This is a genomic window from Paenibacillus silvae (assembly GCF_014639235.1).
Taxonomy (GTDB): Bacteria; Bacillota; Bacilli; order Paenibacillales; family Paenibacillaceae; genus Paenibacillus; species Paenibacillus silvae.
The window spans coordinates 644,802-661,891 of the sequence record NZ_BMFU01000004.1 but is presented as its reverse complement, the minus strand read 5'-3'; the positions used below and the strand labels follow the sequence as shown (position 1 = coordinate 661,891).

General features: G+C 46.8%; 20 protein-coding genes. All 20 read right to left on the bottom strand.

Annotation, left to right across the window (positions count from 1 at the left end; genetic code table 11):
- Positions 1–63 precede the first annotated feature (63 nt).
- Complete coding sequence (locus IEW26_RS17405; RefSeq protein WP_111269372.1) at positions 64–612, bottom strand: glutathione peroxidase; 549 nt, start codon at positions 610–612, stop codon at positions 64–66.
- 308 nt (positions 613–920) lie between these two features.
- Positions 921–1,739 carry an aminoglycoside phosphotransferase family protein gene (locus IEW26_RS17400; RefSeq protein WP_229729900.1) on the bottom strand — a complete coding sequence of 273 codons (819 nt, stop codon included), beginning with the start codon at positions 1,737–1,739 and terminating at the stop codon, positions 921–923.
- 113 nt (positions 1,740–1,852) lie between these two features.
- Positions 1,853–2,107 (bottom strand): hypothetical protein, encoded by a 255-nt coding sequence (locus tag IEW26_RS17395; RefSeq protein ID WP_145402646.1) that lies wholly within the window; start codon positions 2,105–2,107, stop codon positions 1,853–1,855.
- A 31-nt stretch (positions 2,108–2,138) separates the two neighbouring features.
- Positions 2,139–2,471, bottom strand: a complete 333-nt coding sequence (locus IEW26_RS17390) for a hypothetical protein (protein WP_188593240.1) — start codon at positions 2,469–2,471, stop codon at positions 2,139–2,141.
- 175 nt (positions 2,472–2,646) lie between these two features.
- Positions 2,647–3,186, bottom strand: coding sequence for a GNAT family N-acetyltransferase (locus IEW26_RS17385; RefSeq protein WP_188593239.1), 540 nt, complete (start codon positions 3,184–3,186; stop codon positions 2,647–2,649).
- Between the two features lie 220 nt (positions 3,187–3,406).
- Positions 3,407–4,609, bottom strand: coding sequence for a glycoside hydrolase family 5 protein (locus tag IEW26_RS17380; RefSeq protein WP_188593238.1), 1,203 nt, complete (start codon positions 4,607–4,609; stop codon positions 3,407–3,409).
- A 220-nt stretch (positions 4,610–4,829) separates the two neighbouring features.
- Positions 4,830–5,867, bottom strand: coding sequence for an alpha/beta fold hydrolase (locus IEW26_RS17375; RefSeq protein ID WP_188593237.1), 1,038 nt, complete (start codon positions 5,865–5,867; stop codon positions 4,830–4,832).
- 24 nt (positions 5,868–5,891) lie between these two features.
- Positions 5,892–6,407, bottom strand: a complete 516-nt coding sequence (locus tag IEW26_RS17370) for a GNAT family N-acetyltransferase (protein WP_188593236.1) — start codon at positions 6,405–6,407, stop codon at positions 5,892–5,894.
- A 17-nt stretch (positions 6,408–6,424) separates the two neighbouring features.
- Positions 6,425–7,021 carry a GNAT family N-acetyltransferase gene (locus tag IEW26_RS17365; protein WP_229729899.1) on the bottom strand — a complete coding sequence of 199 codons (597 nt, stop codon included), beginning with the start codon at positions 7,019–7,021 and terminating at the stop codon, positions 6,425–6,427.
- Between the two features lie 43 nt (positions 7,022–7,064).
- Positions 7,065–7,532, bottom strand: a complete 468-nt coding sequence (locus tag IEW26_RS17360; RefSeq protein WP_188593234.1) for a GNAT family N-acetyltransferase — start codon at positions 7,530–7,532, stop codon at positions 7,065–7,067.
- Positions 7,533–7,544: 12 nt separating this feature from the next.
- Positions 7,545–8,075: a P-loop NTPase family protein gene (locus tag IEW26_RS17355; protein ID WP_188593233.1), complete on the bottom strand. Its 531-nt coding sequence runs from the start codon at positions 8,073–8,075 to the stop codon at positions 7,545–7,547.
- A gap of 6 nt (positions 8,076–8,081) precedes the next feature.
- Positions 8,082–8,573, bottom strand: a complete 492-nt coding sequence (locus tag IEW26_RS17350) for a GNAT family N-acetyltransferase (RefSeq protein WP_188593232.1) — start codon at positions 8,571–8,573, stop codon at positions 8,082–8,084.
- 82 nt (positions 8,574–8,655) lie between these two features.
- Positions 8,656–9,639 (bottom strand): phosphotransferase enzyme family protein, encoded by a 984-nt coding sequence (locus IEW26_RS17345; RefSeq protein ID WP_229729898.1) that lies wholly within the window; start codon positions 9,637–9,639, stop codon positions 8,656–8,658.
- A gap of 35 nt (positions 9,640–9,674) precedes the next feature.
- Entirely contained in the window at positions 9,675–10,553 is an 879-nt protein-coding gene (locus tag IEW26_RS17340) for a class I SAM-dependent methyltransferase (RefSeq protein ID WP_188593230.1), read from the bottom strand.
- Between the two features lie 112 nt (positions 10,554–10,665).
- The gene (locus IEW26_RS17335) at positions 10,666–11,193 is read right to left on the bottom strand and encodes an AAA family ATPase (RefSeq protein WP_188593229.1); all 528 of its coding nucleotides are present in this window, start codon (positions 11,191–11,193) and stop codon (positions 10,666–10,668) included.
- A gap of 37 nt (positions 11,194–11,230) precedes the next feature.
- Entirely contained in the window at positions 11,231–12,274 is a 1,044-nt protein-coding gene (locus tag IEW26_RS17330; protein WP_188593323.1) for an ABC transporter substrate-binding protein, read from the bottom strand.
- A 125-nt stretch (positions 12,275–12,399) separates the two neighbouring features.
- Complete coding sequence (gene yjfF, locus IEW26_RS17325) at positions 12,400–13,374, bottom strand: galactofuranose ABC transporter, permease protein YjfF (protein WP_145402656.1); 975 nt, start codon at positions 13,372–13,374, stop codon at positions 12,400–12,402.
- Positions 13,364–14,407: an ABC transporter permease gene (locus tag IEW26_RS17320; protein WP_111269352.1), complete on the bottom strand. Its 1,044-nt coding sequence runs from the start codon at positions 14,405–14,407 to the stop codon at positions 13,364–13,366. Before IEW26_RS17320 ends, yjfF begins: the two co-directional genes overlap by 11 nt.
- A 3-nt stretch (positions 14,408–14,410) precedes the next feature.
- Entirely contained in the window at positions 14,411–15,946 is a 1,536-nt protein-coding gene (locus IEW26_RS17315; protein ID WP_188593228.1) for a sugar ABC transporter ATP-binding protein, read from the bottom strand.
- A gap of 89 nt (positions 15,947–16,035) precedes the next feature.
- Entirely contained in the window at positions 16,036–17,055 is a 1,020-nt protein-coding gene (locus IEW26_RS17310) for an ABC transporter substrate-binding protein (RefSeq protein WP_188593227.1), read from the bottom strand.
- Positions 17,056–17,090: the final 35 nt, after the last annotated feature.

Below are 17,090 nucleotides of genomic sequence, written 5' to 3'. Positions count from 1 at the left end.
CTGTCCATAACGAAAGCGGGAATTATATTATGCTTCACTACCCCCGCTGACAGACTACCTTTTTTATAACAGCTCCTGGATGCTTGCTTTGATCTCATCCATAGGTGCAACCGGTTCAAACCGCCGAACCACTTGACCTTCTGCATCAATCAGGAATTTTGTAAAATTCCATTTGATTGCATCGCCATGCAGCCACTCTGGCGCTTTATCCGCCACCATCAGCTTGAGCAGCTTGGCCTGAATGTCACTCTCATCAAAGCCGGCAAACGGACCCGATTTTTTCAAAAAGTCGTATAGCGGATGCGCTGTCTCGCCATTCACATCCAGCTTGGCAAACATCGGGAATTTCACCCCGTAGTTAATCTGGCAAAAAGACTCCGCTTCTGCACTGCTGCCCGGCTCCTGCTCCGCAAACTGGTTGCATGGGAAACCGATAATTTGCAGGCCCTGGTCTTTGTACTCATCATAAAGCTTTTGAATATCATCGAATTGATGTGTATATTTGCATTTGCTTGCCGTGTTCACAATCAGTACAGGCTTGCCTTCATATTGATAGAGCGGAAAACGCTCTCCATTCGTACGGGTTACGGTGAAGTCATAGATGGTTGGCATAAGTCTGTGTGCACCTCGCAATAGTTATGTAGTTACTAAATATAGAATTCCTTTTCATTATATACGAAGTGAGTCCGCTTGTATTGAGGAAGCTTTAGATTTTGCGCTAACGATTCCCACGAGCCTTATTTGCCCTTTATGTAACGTTTTAAAAATGTAACGAATCTCAGAAGCGCTATTCTACCAAAAAGCAGCTTCAATCCTATCAAAATGAGCTAATTTCACAAAATAACGTCACTCAAATTCGTTAAATTCCCAGCAGAGCCAAATGAGAGCCAATAGCGTCATCTGAAATCGTTAGAAGAAATTCATGCCCAATCCTGCCAATGCTGCTCCAGAAAAAGCACCTCCTGCTCATAGTGAGCCAAATGACCTTCTTCGACCATCTTAACAAAGGCAGCATCCCCAGCTGCCGCGCGCTCCTCTAATGTTCTGCACATAAAGCGTATACGCGACACCACCCAATTTTTCATAGTCGGTGAAACCTTCATTGCGTAGGCATCCATAAACAGCTTGATCCGTCTTTTCCGAATAGCTGCATGGCTCTCTTTATTATAGGATGTAACAGCTTTACCATGACCTGAAGTCAAAGGTGAAAAACTCGCCAGAGGAACACAGGTATACAGGGTGTAAGCAATATCCCATAACCGCGGACCCGGAGCAGCCATATCAAAATCAATCACTCCCTGCGGCAAACCATTCCTGAACACCAGGTTGTACGGCGCAAAATCATTGTGGCAGACCACTTCCAGTTCTAACTCAGATTCTACTAACCATGTATTTTCAACTTCCAGTCCCTTTCTCAAGACCTGCATCCCGGGAAACCGATTGCCCGGCTGGGCCCTCGTTGTAAAACTAGCCGTCGCATCGTGGTATGTTCTCAGCAGTTGAGCAGCTGCAATCAATGCTTCGTCTGACCACATATATGCGTCAATCTCTGGATAATCATCACCTGGCACGTCTCCCTCCAGATAAGAAAGCATCTCCCTTCCCTTCTCATCCATACCAAGGTATCGCGGTGCTTGATGGAAGCCCTGCTTTTCCAGAAACAACAACAGTTCATTCGCATACTCATTCGGCTTTGCGCTCCGGAGCACCGTCTCTCCAACACGTACCACTTCGTTCACGTTCCCTCCAGCCAGCCGTTCCTCCTGATGTTTAGACAGGCCAATCCCTCCTTTTCATACGATTCTTCAGTATTTCCTGCTTGCAATCATCCTCCGTCATTTCCTTCTTTCATCTATTCTCGATCCTTCCTCTTGTAGCTCCCGGGGAAACCGGCAACCAGTAGAACAAATCCGACAAAAAACATGAAATACACCAGCAGTCCTGTAGGCACATCGACTGTTCGAGTTACCTCCCGCAGACCTTGCTGCGAGCCGCTTCCCGCCTCTACCAGTGCAGCCGATAATCTCACCGATATGCGCTCCAGCGTGGATATAAACACACTAGCAATCATCAATACAACACCTAAAATCTTGTTCATCTGATTCAAAAGGTAAAACCTCCCACATCTATGATCTGTTTTATTCAAAAAGTACTTCGCTATACGTTCCCGCCAGCATGGCTTTTAACATTTGAGCCAAAGTGTAATGGTTCGGCAGGTCCTTGGAGATGACTGCTCCGATATTTCCGGCCTCCCCCTGTGTCAAACAGGTCAACTGAAGCTCATCCGAATTGCCATGTATGTACGAAAGCAAATATTCCATGTACTGCTCTGAATGCTCTGCCTTGTTTTGCTTCTGTTCGTTCTGCTCGACTCCGTTCGGGGATAACTCAAACATTCGTATTCTGGTTCCTGCCCAGATTGGCTCTTGATCCTGAATGTGATCGATGGGAATCCATATATTGCTTCTCAATTTAATCCTCTCCTTCATGCAACTCACTTTAGTATAATCCATCTTCTTCCATCCGTGAATTCAACGGACTGCGAAAATGCCATATTTCTGCATATCAAACAGCGTCGTCATAGCTGACGGCGCTGATGTACTTTTTTCAACGTATACCTGTGCATTACATCGTGTGATTAAAAGTTTACGTCACCATCATGTGCTGCGGCTCCAATCCGCTGGCGAGAAATGAGTCCCTATCCACATGATATAGATCGAATATAGGCTGCTCCATATTAATGTTCCTGACGATTTCAGGGTACAGGTCATGAGCGAGACTGACAAAAGGCAGCTTCTCCACAGCTTTGCGGGAACGGACATTTTGCTTGCGTATTTTCATAAACACCGTCTGCATTCCGTGCTCAAGAAACAGTTCTGTCAAAAAAGCCGACTTCGCTCGCTGGCTGTACCCATTCCCGAAATAGGGCGCACCAATCCACGTTGCCAGAAATCCGGTGTGTTTCACAATGTGATACAGATCAATTGTACCGATGGCCGTACCTGTCTCATTCAAAATCGTACGTGAAATGACGGTTCCCTGCTCTTCTTCCGCAATCAACTGCCGGGTTAAAAACATCATCTCTTCCTGGGACTGACATGCGTAACGAACATAAGGAAAAACTGCGGGGTCCATCATCAAACTGTACAGCGATTGACATTCATGCAGTTCACGTTTCTTCAACATTCTGCCTACCACCCAATCCTTAAAGTTCGCTAGATCAAAGCAAAATTAAGTATAACGATGGAGGTGTGGCTTTTCGTGAATTCTGCTTGAGGCTTGTGTAAAATTCTTGGGCAGAAATACGTTGATCGGACGCTTGCTGTAACCCGGCACAAGTCAAAACGGCATGCTCCTATTTGGGATAGGAACATGCCGCTGAATTCCTTCTGCGGGGCTAATGCAATTACTGCATGCCCTGCATAATGGCATTGATAATATTTTGCTGAGTCACCGTATTGTTAGATCGGTTAAACAGGGCAAATCCATGCTGTCCGTTATACCCGTTATCCCAATAAACAGGAACCAGCTTGTACTTTTTGGCTGTAGCCGTAACCGCTTTGGCATACACTGCACGATAGTTATTGTTGCTGGAGTCATAGGAAGACTTATCAATGGAGCCGAACTCTCCCATCACAACAGGGTAGCCCTGCGTTACAAACTTGTCGTACATGGACTTGAACTGGGAGTCCAAATAATCCTCCTGTCCCCATGTTGAGCGTTTGGCAGGATTGGTCGCTGTTGCCCCCCATTGAGTAATGTTACCGTTCTCTTCACCGGCAAAATCCCATGGAGAGTAGTAATGCGCCGAGATCATAATGCGCTTCTGCGAGCTGGGAATAGCGGAGGAACGGAAGTTATCCGTTGGAACTACAAAGCCGTAATTACCTACCGTATAATCAATGTTTGTGTTCCAGCCTGGAACAAGCAGCCATCTGGCATTGTTGTTGCCGCCCGTCTTCCGAACCGTATCTACGAAAATCTGATTATATGCATTCAGGTTGCTATAATACGACGTATTCGGGTTGTTATAATTACCGTCAAACACCTCATTCATGGATTCAAAAATGAGACGTTCATTATACGCGCTGAACTTGGTAGCCACTTGCTGCCATACCTTTTGATACTTGTCCTTAATCACGCTCTGATTGCTGCTGTTCACATGCAGCCATGAACCCGGAATCGAGTGAAATCCGTCGCCATGCATATTAATGACAACATAAAGTCCTTCATTATATGCGTAATCCACGACCTGCTGGATACGATTAAGCCATGCCGCATTCACTGTATAGTTGGGAGCGCTTCCAATATAATTCAGATAAGAAACGGGTATACGAATTGTTTTGAATCCTGCCGCTTTTACCTTTTTGATCAGTTCAGGTGTAATCGTAGGATTGCCCCATGACGTTTCATTCGGTGTGCCATTTGCTGTAGCTTCCAGCTGATTGCCCAGATTCCAGCCTGCACCCATCTCTGCTGTAATCTGAGCAGCGGTTAACGATCTCATGTCCGCTGCCGATGCCTTGGTGCTCCAGCCAGCGAATGCCGCTGTTGCCATGAAGAGCAGAGCTAAACTGGCGATGCTGAATCTTTTAAACGTTTTCGTCATAACCTAACCTCCGCTTATTTTATTGGTTAACAAGCAGTGCCGTTGCTCTAGTCTAACGAAACCTCTAAGCTCTGTTTAGCATGTGAAATGGAGTTGCAATCCTCCCTTCTCGACGATATCGATCACTAAGCGAAAAAGCGGTCCGCTAAAAACATAATAACACAATTATGGAAAATAAAGTTCATATTTTTGTCTATTTAGACAGGTTACTACACCTTTTTTAACTCGATTTAAAATGCTCATACAGCCAAGTCGTGAATCTATCATTTTCTTCGAATTGCGGATAATGCGCTGAATGATGAAAAACAATCAGCTCCTTCCTGGGAGCTTTCAGCTTGTTTAAGTAAATGTCGGCCTCTTTCAACGTTGTCATGTAATCATACTGACCCATCAGGAAATACACCGGAACGTGAACCTCATCGACCAGCCCGGGCAAAGGCTTCTCCAGTGCTTCTCGCACGAGGCCGTCTTGGGATTGAAGAATTCCTGTATAAAAGCGTATGACATCCAGCCCGTTATACTCCGGTCCGAATAGAAAGCCGGCAGCATAATCACCGTTCTCGCTGATTTGTCTGGCTGATCCACCATATTTTTGTACAAAGGTTCGCGGAGTAAGCCCTTCCCCCTGATGAATAGCATTTCGCAAGAGCTCCAGTTCACGCACATCTTCCGTATTGCCTGCCGTGTTTGCCTGTTTTATCGTATAATCTAACGTTTCAATCTCACTCTGAACGGTATCCCCCATCTGTCCGATGCCAATATAAGCCTGGAACTGTTCAGGTGCCTTCGCAACGGCTTTCATGCCGATATATGTACCAAAAGAGTGCCCGATGAGCACGACCTTATCCTGCTGCAGCTCCTCTGTAACATGCTTCGTTAGAGCAATCAAATCGTCGACAAGCATATCTGTTGTCAGGTTTGAGTAGTCCTCTGTAAAATGATAAGACTTGCCGCTCCCACGTTGATCATAATGAACAATGGTGAAATGCTGCTCCAGTTCCCGCTGGTATTTTCGGACATACGGAATTTCAGAGCAGCCCGGCCCCCCATGAACAAAAAGCAGCACCGGATTAGTTCGATCCACACCTCTAATCATGACTTCATGCCCAGTACCGTTAATATCAATCTGCTCAAGTCTGCTTATACTGTTCTTTCCTTCGATACCTGGTGTCCAGGTAGGGAAAAGAAGAGCAATGGCTATAATTCCTATTATGGTAAAGAAGGTATACTTCATGGCTTTAGCTATCTTTTTTCGCATAGGCTCTCCTTCTACCAACAGTTGTCATGGATCAAGCTCCTTTATCATGTGAACATCTTTGGGCTCTTTGGCAAACAATTCTTTATCCACATCTGTTGTTATCCGACTTCCCTGGCTTTGATAGAAAGATACGGCGGATCTCGTCTCTGTGGACGAGATATACAATGATTTGGCCCCGCGTTTTCTCGCCTCTGCACTTAAATAAGCCAGAATTTGTCTGCCAATCCCCTGTCGTCTATACGGCCTGGATACATACATAAGATCCAGCTGTAGCTGGTTCTTATCTTCGCCTCTGAATGGATGAGCAAGCACGCCGAAACCGACTAATCTCGCCCCGTCAAAAGCACCATATGCCATGCCCCCCTGCTGTAGCTCATGAGTGTAACGATCCTGAAGCTCCTGCAGCTGCTCCCCATCCCAACTCGCGCACTCGTGGTCCTGTCTGTGCTCAATTAATTGCTGCTCTTTGACCTCGTAGATCAGGTCGATATGCTCTGAGCGATCAACTTCATGCAGCAGCTTCACATGATCCAGGTTCATGATTTTATATGTAATCGTCAGGACTTTCCCCGCCTCTCATCTGCATCCCGTTTGGTCAAATACTCATCCTTCGTTAATCCAAACAGTATAAAATCCATATATTTCCCATGAATATAAACCACCTGGCGACGAACGCCTTCTTGCACACACCCCAGTTTCCGCATCATACGTGCCGATCCTTCGTTGCCTTCCAGCACATAATCATTAAACTTGTTAAGTCTGCGTTCCAAAAAAGCGTAGCCCAATAAAATCTCCATCGCACTTGTACCATAACCTTGACCCCGATACGGCTCATCAATAACAATCCCGATACTGAACGTTCCGTTCCGCTCATCAATACTGTTCAGATTAATTCCACCAATTATCTCTCCATCAAGAGTTTCAACTGTGAACATAATCCGTCCATTGGTTGATGAAAATGCTGCATTTTGTTCCACGAATTGCTTGGCCCCGGATATGGTTGGCGGCAGCTCGACAGCACACTCCAGCAAAATGCGAGCAGGGGAGTCAAAGCCAGCTGCATAACTGCTCTCCCAATCTCGCTCTTCAATCGCTCGCAGCCGCACCTTGTCATTCTGCCAGTAATACTGGCTGTAATCGATTGTTCTCATCATAGGTGTCCTCCATATATAGGCTGTTTACCGACTCAGACTTAATCTAATTAACTTGCAGCCGATAAATAACCTCATCATCGTCATTGGTCTCATTCTCGCTTACAAAAGACAGGCTTGTATATAAGCGTTGAGCAGTTACGTTATCTCGTTCAACCGTTAGTGAAATGACACGGCATAACGGATGTTCTTTTTTCACAAAATCGATTACTGCTCCTAGTGCTCGTTTACCCATGCCTTGGCCTTGAAACGCCCTGTCCAGCTGAAAGCCACCAATCCAGTAGTTATCTGCACTCTCAGGTGTGTAGCTTAAATAAAAGAATCCGAACACCTGACCCTTCAGCGCCAAAACAAAAGGATCAAAAGCTTCATCCCACGGTTTGATATATGCATATGCGAGACCCTCCATCACACTTGGAACCAGATGTGTCTGGTGTTCATGCAGTGAAATTTGCAGTGCCTGCTCCCAATTATCTCGGGTAACGGGTTGAATCTGGACGATGTTATTTCCCATACACAGATCTCCTCATTCAAAAATGCAGCACTCACCTGCTACAAGCTTATATGTACCTTCAATCTTTGTTATAGCTTGCCTCGTATTCGTAACAATAACTGCATTCTTGCCGTATCGACTCGTCATCTCGATGACATCCTGAACAGGATATTTATGGTTCCATTTCACAATCATTTTGCACAGATTGCTGAAGGACTGCTTATAATTCCATGCTTGCAAGCCTGTTCTGGAGAGAACAAACCTTCTAACAATCCGATAATCTCTCACCAACACATGGGGATGCAGCACCAGCACCAAGTCCGCTTCCAGAATAGATGGAGAAGTCCAGGCTTCAAGCTGAGCACCTTCAATAATCCATGCTTTCGAACTCACAATGGCTTGCAAGGCTTGGTCTCTCACCTTTTCAGGGTATCGCAAATTTACTGCGCTTCTGTCCCAGATCAGATTGTCCAGTTCATGACTGGCGATATCGTATTTTCGGGATAATGCTCTCGCTAAGGTTGACTTTCCGCTTCCACAAGCGCCAATAATCCGAATTTTCATTGTAGGTTACACCTCTAGCGAAAATACGGCCACCTGTTTCCCGATGATGTCGACATCCTTCTCATGAATCATGCCATTTTTTTGCGCGATGCGCATTGAACCTGTGTTTCCGTGCTGGATTAGAGAAATCAACCGTTTATGCCCCAGCTTTAGACCCTGTTCCTTCCACGCATTGGCTTGCTCATACCCGTAGCCCTGCACCCAATACTGCTCTCGCACCCAATAACCGACTTCAAGCTCCTCCTTGCCTTCAATCACTTGTGGTATGAGTCCTGATGTCCCAACAAGCTGGTTATCTTCCTTGTTAAAAGCGAGCAAAAGCCCTTTGCCTGCCTTGTTCCATTGGACAAATTTTTCAAGCGTTTGCAGCGTCTCTTCCTTTGTCCATGGACCACCGTGCCGGATATACTTCATTACATTGGGCTCTCTTGTCATCGTATACAAATGCTCAAAATCATTTTTGGTATAATCGCGAAACACCAGTCGTTCTGTCTCCATACTCCCACCACTCCTTGTTGTTTAATCTTAATTAAGAATTGTCTGATCCCGATCCACCGTCGAGGTAAAAAACTGCTGCTGATTATAATTTGAAGCGGCACCCTTCAAACGGAAGATCAGCTTCAATCAGCCTGACCGTCTGTGAGATTGCATTCTTTTGATTTTCAGATAAGCTGCCCTCATCCCCGTTCCAATCTTTCAACCACCAGAAGAATGAGCTTATATTTCTGTACTCCATAAACAAAGGGATGCGGGATATCCACTCCTGTGCAATGGGCTGTTGTTTCACATACCCTTCCAGAAAAGCAGTCAGAAAGGTCTGTGCGAACTCATCCTTCGTTCCCCACTTCTCATCATGTGATCCCCACCATACCGCATGAACTGCTGCTACCCCAATGTCCAAAGCATACCAGCCGCGTATTGCATCATCAAAATCAAAAACCGTAAGCTCACCCTGATCAATCATAAAGTTATAAGGATGAAAATCATAATGAATTAAACCGTAACTGTCAGCCCTTCTGGGTAAATCCGTTAGCTGCTGCTCGATTGCTCGAAGCTTACCGGTTAACAAGGCAACATCGCCTGCATGGAGATGGGGATTATCTAATTGCAGCGGATTCCAATCCGCTCTTATTAACTTTGGATCATCGGGCTGATAGCCTTGCGTTAAATGGTGTATCTTTCCCATAGTGCTTCCCCACTGGCTAAATAAATCCGTGTCCCATACACTCCAGTCATAATCAAAATAATGTCCTGTTGCTCCCTCGAATACCGTTGCAACGTAACATTTCTCTTGATCCCGGCATACCGTGGTTAACTTGCCTTCCTTACTCAGAATGGGCAAAGAAGCACGAACACCGTTAGACACAAGGTAACGAATCCATTGCACTTCTGCTTGTATCGATGCTTCATATGCAGGTGCTTTTTCAGATAATCGAAGAAAATAAGTTTTATCTTTCTGAATAAATCTGTATACCACGTTAGTGGTATCACTTACCAATGCCAGTGAGTCAGGAGCAATGCCAAATGATTGAGCTGCTTGTGAAAGTATTGCTGTAGACACCATCTTGTTTCACTGCCTTTCCTCAGCGTATATGACATTCATCGTGCTACAATTCCACTCGTAATTTTCATATTCGGAGCATAGGTCATGCACACATTTTCATTAAATTCCCTCGCGAATCTCTCTTCTGCTTCATACTGTTGATTGGCCTCTTCGAGAGTCAATCCCCGGTCTACAAGCTGGGCAATAACATCGGGCCGATTACCGGGCATAGCACCTAAACCTTCTTCTTTTAAAGCATGAACCAGTCTCTGCTTGTCCGCATCAGCCATATGTTGATCCAGAAAGTTAACCCGATCGCTTACTCGGCATTCCACCCCTCTAACCCCTAATTGACTCAAGAGAACAGGAATGCTCATGCCGATGTTTCCATCTTTACCGCTTCGGATCGCATCCTGCTCATATAACTTCTGGAGCGCGCCCAGCTGTATGATGGTGGACTGCTGCACACCTTCGAGCGCATAACTCGACATGTTTGCAATCCAGTGCGGCTCAAAGCAGATAACTCTGCCTCCATCTACCACACTGCCAATCATCTTCTCCAAGATTAATTTAGGTTCAGGCATATGTAATAAAAAAGCATGGCTCATCGCTATGTCGTAAGCACGATCCACCTGCATCGTTTCTATGTCACCCTCAATAAAGTCGGCTTGATAAGACGTATGTTCATAGATTTCTTTAGCATGTTTGATCAGTTCTGTTCCTTTATCTACACCCGTGTACTTTGATCCCTCTGGCAGGAGTGGAAGCAGCTTCAAGCCCATGTACCCGAAACCGCATCCGTAATCAATAATATGTAAAGCTTTCTCAATCTTCCAGACTCTTTGTACCAGAAATTCCAAATAGTCATCGTTATAATATAACCAGCGTGTATTCCTCAGGTATTCAATCTGTTGATCCCAATAATATTTGGACAATGCACAGCCCCCTTCAGATGTAATCGCATTCAAAAACACCCAGACAAGCCACTTTCATTCCAATTACTTACATCCTATTGTACTGCTAAACTTTATTCTGGTCTATCCAACCTCAGCCCTTCACTTTCTCCAGAATGATATCAATCACATCGCCAGTCTCCAGTTCGTCGGTGCAAATACGGGTTTCGAATACATCCGCCTTGAACGCTTCAACACACTTGGGAGCTTGTTGATACTGCCAGCCACCGAATTGATCCCCTCGCTTGGCAAGACGCCCAAATATTTTATCTAAAGAGGCTGTCAGACAAAAATGATGCAGGTCCTGATCAATCTCCTTCAACCCATTGTAGATGTAATCAAAGTTTTCTTTTTTATAGATGGTCATGGGAATGATGAGATGTTTATTGTATTTCTGCTTTACCTCTCTGGCGATCTTCACCGTCAAAACTCTCCACAGCTCAATATCCTGAAAATCGTCAGTACGCTCCTGCTCCTCCCGATGTTCTTCTGGAAGCAGCTTGCGAAGCATATAACCGATCTCCTCCGGGTCATAGACCATGCTGTTTGCAATTTTGGGCTGCAGTGCTGATGCAGCTGAAGTTTTTCCCGCACCAAAGGCGCCATTAATCATGATGATCATACGAGCACTCCTCTTCAGCATTATCGTATTATAATTACTAGAATCTGCGATGAAGCATCTCACGGCTGGCACTTTCCTGGGTGAAAATATCCTCCCGGGGCACCATACGTTTGGGCAGTGTACGCCCTGCAATAATTTCTTTGGCTGCCTGCATAAGCTGCGGCCCCAGCAGCGGGTTGCATTCAACCACCGCGTTAATCTGTCCATCGGCCAGAATACGCAACGCTTTACGGGAACCGTCTACCGATACAATAATTATATCCTCGCCGGGCTTCAAGCCAGCCTTCTGAATCGCCTGAATCGCACCAAATGCCATCTCATCGTTATGAGCAAAAAGAACCTGGGCCCTTTCCTCCTTCGGCACTTGAAGAAAACGGTTCATAACCTGCCGACCCTTATCCTCTGTAAAATCAGCAGGAGCACTTTGCGAGAAAAATATATTATCTCTCTCAGCCAAGATGCTTCTAAAGCCCTCGCCACGCTGGATCGAAGGTGTTGAGCCGCTAGTTCCCTGCAATTCAGCAACACGAATCGTTCCCGGAACATTCCGCAGCCGATCCCGAATATACTTCCCTGCCTTCACGCCCTCTTCATAGAAATCCGAGCCAATCGTGGTTACAAAAAGGGAGGAGTCCTGAACATCTACGGATCGATCCACAATAATGACAGGAATGCCTGCGCGCTTCGCCTCCTGAAGGATATCATCCCAGCCGGATTCTACTACGGGCGCAATGGCAATCACATCCACCTTTTGCCGGATAAAAGAACGAACAGCCTCAAATTGTTTCGTCTGAGACTGCTCTGCATTTTTCAAAATAAGCGTAATACCTGATTCCTTCGCAGCATCCTGAATCGATGTTGTATTCGCCATACGCCAGGCACTCTCTGTGCCCAGCTGCGAGAAACCGACAACGATTGATTTCTTGAGCGGAGGCATATATTCAGCCGATTGCATCCATTCCTCTAATGAAGGTAGTGATTCGTCGGTTGTTGGAACAGGAGGCAGCTTCAATTCAGACTCATACGTTGTGCAGGCCGTGAGACATAACAGAAGCAATATACACAACAACCAGCTCGCCATCTTCCCCAACGGATTTCTCCCTCCTCCAGCTTGATGGAACAGACTAACCCGACCCTATTGATTGAACTGATCGCCCTGACAGAATGGATTGAAAAGACCCACCCGAACTATACGATGTTCCAAAGCTAATGTAAAGTCTTGGCAGAACTTCGTCGTTCACTGAGAAGACGCTGGAACAAAATAAAGACAAACAGCATCAGACCAATCACAATTTTAGTCCACCATGAGCTGAGTGTGCCTTCGAAGCTAATTATAGTTTGGATCACGCCCTGGATCAATACGCCGAGGAATGTCCCTGCGACGTAACCGACACCTCCCGTGAGCAGTGTACCGCCAATCACAACCGCAGCAATCGTATCCAGCTCAAGACCCATGGCATGTAAGCCGTAACCGGATAACATATAAAATGTGAAGACAACGCCTGCAAGCGCAGAACAAAAACCGCTGAGTGTGTATACCAGAATTTTGGTACGGGCTACGGGAAGTCCCATCAGCATGGATGATTGCTCACTTCCGCCAATCGCATACACATTGCGTCCAAAACGGGTATAGTGCGCAAGGAAAATGGCGAGCAGCAGCATAATGACGGCAAGCAGTACGTTGATCGACACAAAGCTTCCTCCCGGGAGTGAAATCTTGGCCTGTGCGACTGTAGTATAGAAAGAATTCGTTATTGTGATGGTATCGGTACTGATGACATAACAAAGCCCGCGTGCCAGAAACATACCTGCCAGCGTGACGATGAAGGGCTGAATTTTAAAATAATGAATAATGGCCCCCATCATGGTACCAAACAATGCGCCCATCACCAGCACCATCGGAATGACAACCGAGGGCGACCAGCCTTGCTTTTCGACCAAACTGGCACTGATGATCGTTGTCAGCGCAATGACTGAGCCTACAGACAAATCGATTCCCCCGGACACAATGACAAAGGTCATGCCAATCGCCGTAATGATGAGAAATGCATTATCAATCAGCAGGTTAAACAGAACTTGTGTGGAAAAGAAGCCCGTATAACGAAATGAGCCGATGGCAATCATGACGGCGAGCAAACCAAAGGTAACCAGGACCGGTAGAAGTTTTCGGTTAAGATACATGGCGATTTACCCCCTGCTCAGCTGGAAACTTTCGCTTTTTGAGACGCTCGGCCATCGTTTGGCGGAAAGCTTCGGATTGAATTAAACATACAGCGAGTACCACAAAGGCTTTGACGACAAGCGTAACCTCTGGCGGTACACCAATCATGTAGATCGTGGTTGTTAACGTTTGAATAATCAGTGCTCCGATCACCGTGCCCATCAGATAGAAACGTCCACCATTTAGTGAAGTTCCTCCGATCACAACGGCCAGAATCGCATCCAGCTCGTACCAGAGACCAGCATTGTTTCCGTCCGCACTGGATACATTGGAGCTGAGGATCAAGCCTGCAATACCGGCACATAAACCACAGAACACATACACCGCGAGGATCACGGTTTTGGAGCGAATACCCGCCAATTGACTGGCACGCGCATTGTTGCCTACCGATTCAATAAACAGGCCTAGCGCCGTTTTTCGTGTGAGCAGCACAGCAATGAGCAATACCGTCAGTACGATAAAAATGGAGAATGGCAAAGCGGCCAAGGAACCGGCACCAATATATTGGTACTGTGCATTGGACACCGTGATAATCTGTCCACTTGTAATCAACTGAGCAATGCCGCGCCCGGCCACCATGAGAATCAGGGTTGCGATAATGGGCTGAATTTTGGCAACGGATACCAGCGCCCCGTTCCACACGCCAAGTGCAAGCGACAGACCGATCGATAATGCGAGCGCACTCAGGACAAGCCAAAGCGAGCTTTGATCCGTGCCTTTGCTGATTGTCAGACAAGCCATTGCTCCGGATATGGCAACGATGGAACCGACTGACAGGTCAATGCCGCCCGTTGCAATGACGAGTGTCATACCGATGGCGACGAGAATGAGCGGAGCTCCAAAGTTGAGAATATCAATCAAACTGCCATACAGATTGCCATCACGCATCACAAGCGAGAAGAAATCCGGCGAATAGAGCAAGTTAAACAATAAAAGAAAACCGAGCATACATAACGGCCAAAACAAATGATGTTTGCGCATTCTGCTGATCATCACTCAACCCCCTGCCATAGCTTTCATGATTTGCTGCTGATTAATGTCATCGCCGCTCAGCTCTTTCACCTTTTTGCGGTCGCGCAGCACCGATACCCGATCACTGACTCGAATCACTTCCTCCAGCTCGGAGGAAATAAACAGCACACCCATCCCCTGCTTGGATAACGACAGAACCAGCTTCTGTATCTCTGCCTTGGCCCCGATATCAATGCCGCGTGTAGGCTCATCCAGAATCAGCAGATTCGGGTTCATGAGCAGCCACCGCGCAAGCAAAACCTTCTGCTGGTTGCCTCCGCTCAAGTTTTTGATCAGATGCTCCGGGTTCTTCGGATGGATCTGCAGCAGGTTCATATATTTTTCCGCCAGCTCATCCTGCTTTTTACGAGAAATCGGCTTGGACCAGCCTCGCGCTGCTTGATAGGCCAGTATAATGTTTTCGCGGATCGTCAGATCATCAATAATGCCCTCCGTTTTACGATTCTCGGAGCAGAACGCGATATGCTGATCAATCGCATGTCGTGGTGACTTGACGGTATTACCGGTGTCTTCAACGATCAATTTTCCTGCATCTGCACGATCAGCGCCAAACAACAGCCGAGCCATCTCCGTTCGTCCTGAACCCAACAAACCAGCCAGCCCAACCACTTCCCCCTTGCGGATCGTAAGGTCAAACGGATCAATGGCCCCCTTCCGTCCGAGTCCAGTGGCAGTAATCATAATGTCTCCTGCGCCGTCAGTCTCCGTGCCTTTCTCTGAATGTCCTTCCTCAACCTGCTTTGGCAGATCTTCCAGCACTTCGAGCTCTTTGCCAATCATCTTGAGCACCAGTTCCATCCGCGGAAGCTCCGCGGCAAGATATTCCCCCTCCAGTTCTCCGTTCCGAAGCACGGTCAGACGGTCGGACATTTCATACACCTGATCGAGAAAATGGGTCACGAACAGAATCGCCAGTCCTTCACTCTTCAGCTTGCGCATAATCTGGAACAGCTGCTGCACTTCATTTTTATCCAGACTCGATGTCGGTTCGTCCAGAATAAGTACTTTGGCCGAGATGCTGAGTGCCCTTGCAATCGCTATAAGCTGCTGTATCGCAACAGAATACGTCTGCAGCGGTGCCTTCACATCAATGACCAGATTTAACCTTTCCCGCAAAAGGTTCTCCGCATCTTTGTTCATCTGTTTCCAGTGGATGCGGCCAAATTTCATCGGCTCCCGGCCGATAAAGATATTTTCTGCCACCGTTAAGTTCGGGCACAGGTTCACCTCCTGATACACCGTGCTGATCCCTGCTTTCTGAGCCTCGAGCGGCCCTGATATCGCCAGAGCTTGATCATCCATCGTCACGATGCCTTCATCAATGGAGTACACACCTGTGAGCACTTTGATCAGCGTTGATTTTCCTGCTCCGTTCTCACCCATCAGCGCATGAATTTCACCCGGAAACAGGCGAAAGCTGACATTGGAGAGCGCCTTGACACCCGGAAATTGCTTCGTAATCCCGGTCATTTGCAATATGGGGGTGTGAACAGCATCCATGTAATCCTCTCCTTTAAAATTGATAGAAAAAAGTCATTTAGCGACAGTCAGGTCGAAAAATGACTTTTCTTTGTTATTCGCATTTGCTTTTAATATTCACGTGTTGGCAATGCTTCTTTGGCTTGCTCGGATGTGAAGGTTGTTTCGTCAGTGACAATGCGGGCTTCAATCTCTTTGCCGTCTACAACGGCCTGCACTGCTTCCATTAATTGAGGTCCAAGCAGCGGATTACATTCGACGATAAAGTTGATTTTGCCGTCAGCTGCTGCCTGCATTCCATCCTTCACGGCATCCACAGAAATGATTTTAATATCCACGCCCGGCTTCAAGCCGGCTGCTTCAATAGCCTGAATGGCCCCGAGTGCCATATCGTCATTGTGTGCATACAGAACATCGATTTTTTTGTGTGCTTTGAGGAAAGCCTGCATAACCTCTTTGCCTTTGGCACGTGTAAAATCACCTGTTTGCGATGCAATGACTTTTAACTTGGCGTTTGATCCGATTACCTCCATGAACCCTTCCTGGCGGTCATTCGCTGGTGCAGAACCTGTTGTGCCCTGCAATTCAACGATATTCACGTCCTCCTGGGCATCCTTGTACTGATCCGCCAGCCACTGTCCTGCCTTACGTCCCTCTTCCACAAAGTCTGAACCGATAAACGTTTTGTATAAGGATTTATCCGCCGAATCCACCGCGCGGTCCGTCAGAATAACAGGAATACCTGCGTCCTTGGCTTCCTTCAGTACTGTATCCCAACCGGACTCCACCACAGGTGAAAAGGCAATAACTGTTACCTTTTGCTGAATAAAAGAGCGCAAGGCTTTGATCTGATTCTCTTGTTTCTGCTGTGCATCCGAGAATTTGAGGTCATAACCTGCTTCTTTAGCTGAATCCTGAATGGATTTTGTATTCGCTGAACGCCAGCCACTCTCCGCACCGACCTGAGAAAAACCAAGGGTAATGGTCTGTGCACTCGCAGGTGTACTCCCCTCTCCCCCTGTCGAGTTCGCTGGGTCTGTGCCGGATGCTCCTTTGCTGTTACAAGCTGTGCTGACCAGCATGACCATCGCCAGCGTTATTACAAGTCCCCACTTTTTTTTGCTTTGCATCAGTTGATCCTCCCTTTCCAAGTTCACCTTGTGCG

Coding starts and splice junctions, on each gene's coding strand:
- IEW26_RS17310 (WP_188593227.1), bottom strand. CDS start 17,055: ATGCAAAGCAAAAAAAAGTGGGGACTTGTAATAACGCTGGCGATGGTC.
- IEW26_RS17370 (WP_188593236.1), bottom strand. CDS start 6,407: ATGAACCTGGATCATGTGAAGCTGCTGCATGAAGTTGATCGCTCAGAG.
- IEW26_RS17365 (WP_229729899.1), bottom strand. CDS start 7,021: ATGATGAGAACAATCGATTACAGCCAGTATTACTGGCAGAATGACAAG.
- IEW26_RS17405 (WP_111269372.1), bottom strand. CDS start 612: ATGCCAACCATCTATGACTTCACCGTAACCCGTACGAATGGAGAGCGT.
- IEW26_RS17360 (WP_188593234.1), bottom strand. CDS start 7,532: ATGGGAAATAACATCGTCCAGATTCAACCCGTTACCCGAGATAATTGG.
- IEW26_RS17375 (WP_188593237.1), bottom strand. CDS start 5,867: ATGCGAAAAAAGATAGCTAAAGCCATGAAGTATACCTTCTTTACCATA.
- IEW26_RS17320 (WP_111269352.1), bottom strand. CDS start 14,407: ATGATCAGCAGAATGCGCAAACATCATTTGTTTTGGCCGTTATGTATG.
- IEW26_RS17385 (WP_188593239.1), bottom strand. CDS start 3,186: ATGTTGAAGAAACGTGAACTGCATGAATGTCAATCGCTGTACAGTTTG.
- IEW26_RS17380 (WP_188593238.1), bottom strand. CDS start 4,609: ATGACGAAAACGTTTAAAAGATTCAGCATCGCCAGTTTAGCTCTGCTC.
- IEW26_RS17335 (WP_188593229.1), bottom strand. CDS start 11,193: ATGATCATCATGATTAATGGCGCCTTTGGTGCGGGAAAAACTTCAGCT.
- IEW26_RS17355 (WP_188593233.1), bottom strand. CDS start 8,075: ATGAAAATTCGGATTATTGGCGCTTGTGGAAGCGGAAAGTCAACCTTA.
- yjfF (WP_145402656.1), bottom strand. CDS start 13,374: ATGTATCTTAACCGAAAACTTCTACCGGTCCTGGTTACCTTTGGTTTG.
- IEW26_RS17345 (WP_229729898.1), bottom strand. CDS start 9,639: ATGGTGTCTACAGCAATACTTTCACAAGCAGCTCAATCATTTGGCATT.
- IEW26_RS17350 (WP_188593232.1), bottom strand. CDS start 8,573: ATGGAGACAGAACGACTGGTGTTTCGCGATTATACCAAAAATGATTTT.
- IEW26_RS17330 (WP_188593323.1), bottom strand. CDS start 12,274: ATGGCGAGCTGGTTGTTGTGTATATTGCTTCTGTTATGTCTCACGGCC.
- IEW26_RS17315 (WP_188593228.1), bottom strand. CDS start 15,946: ATGGATGCTGTTCACACCCCCATATTGCAAATGACCGGGATTACGAAG.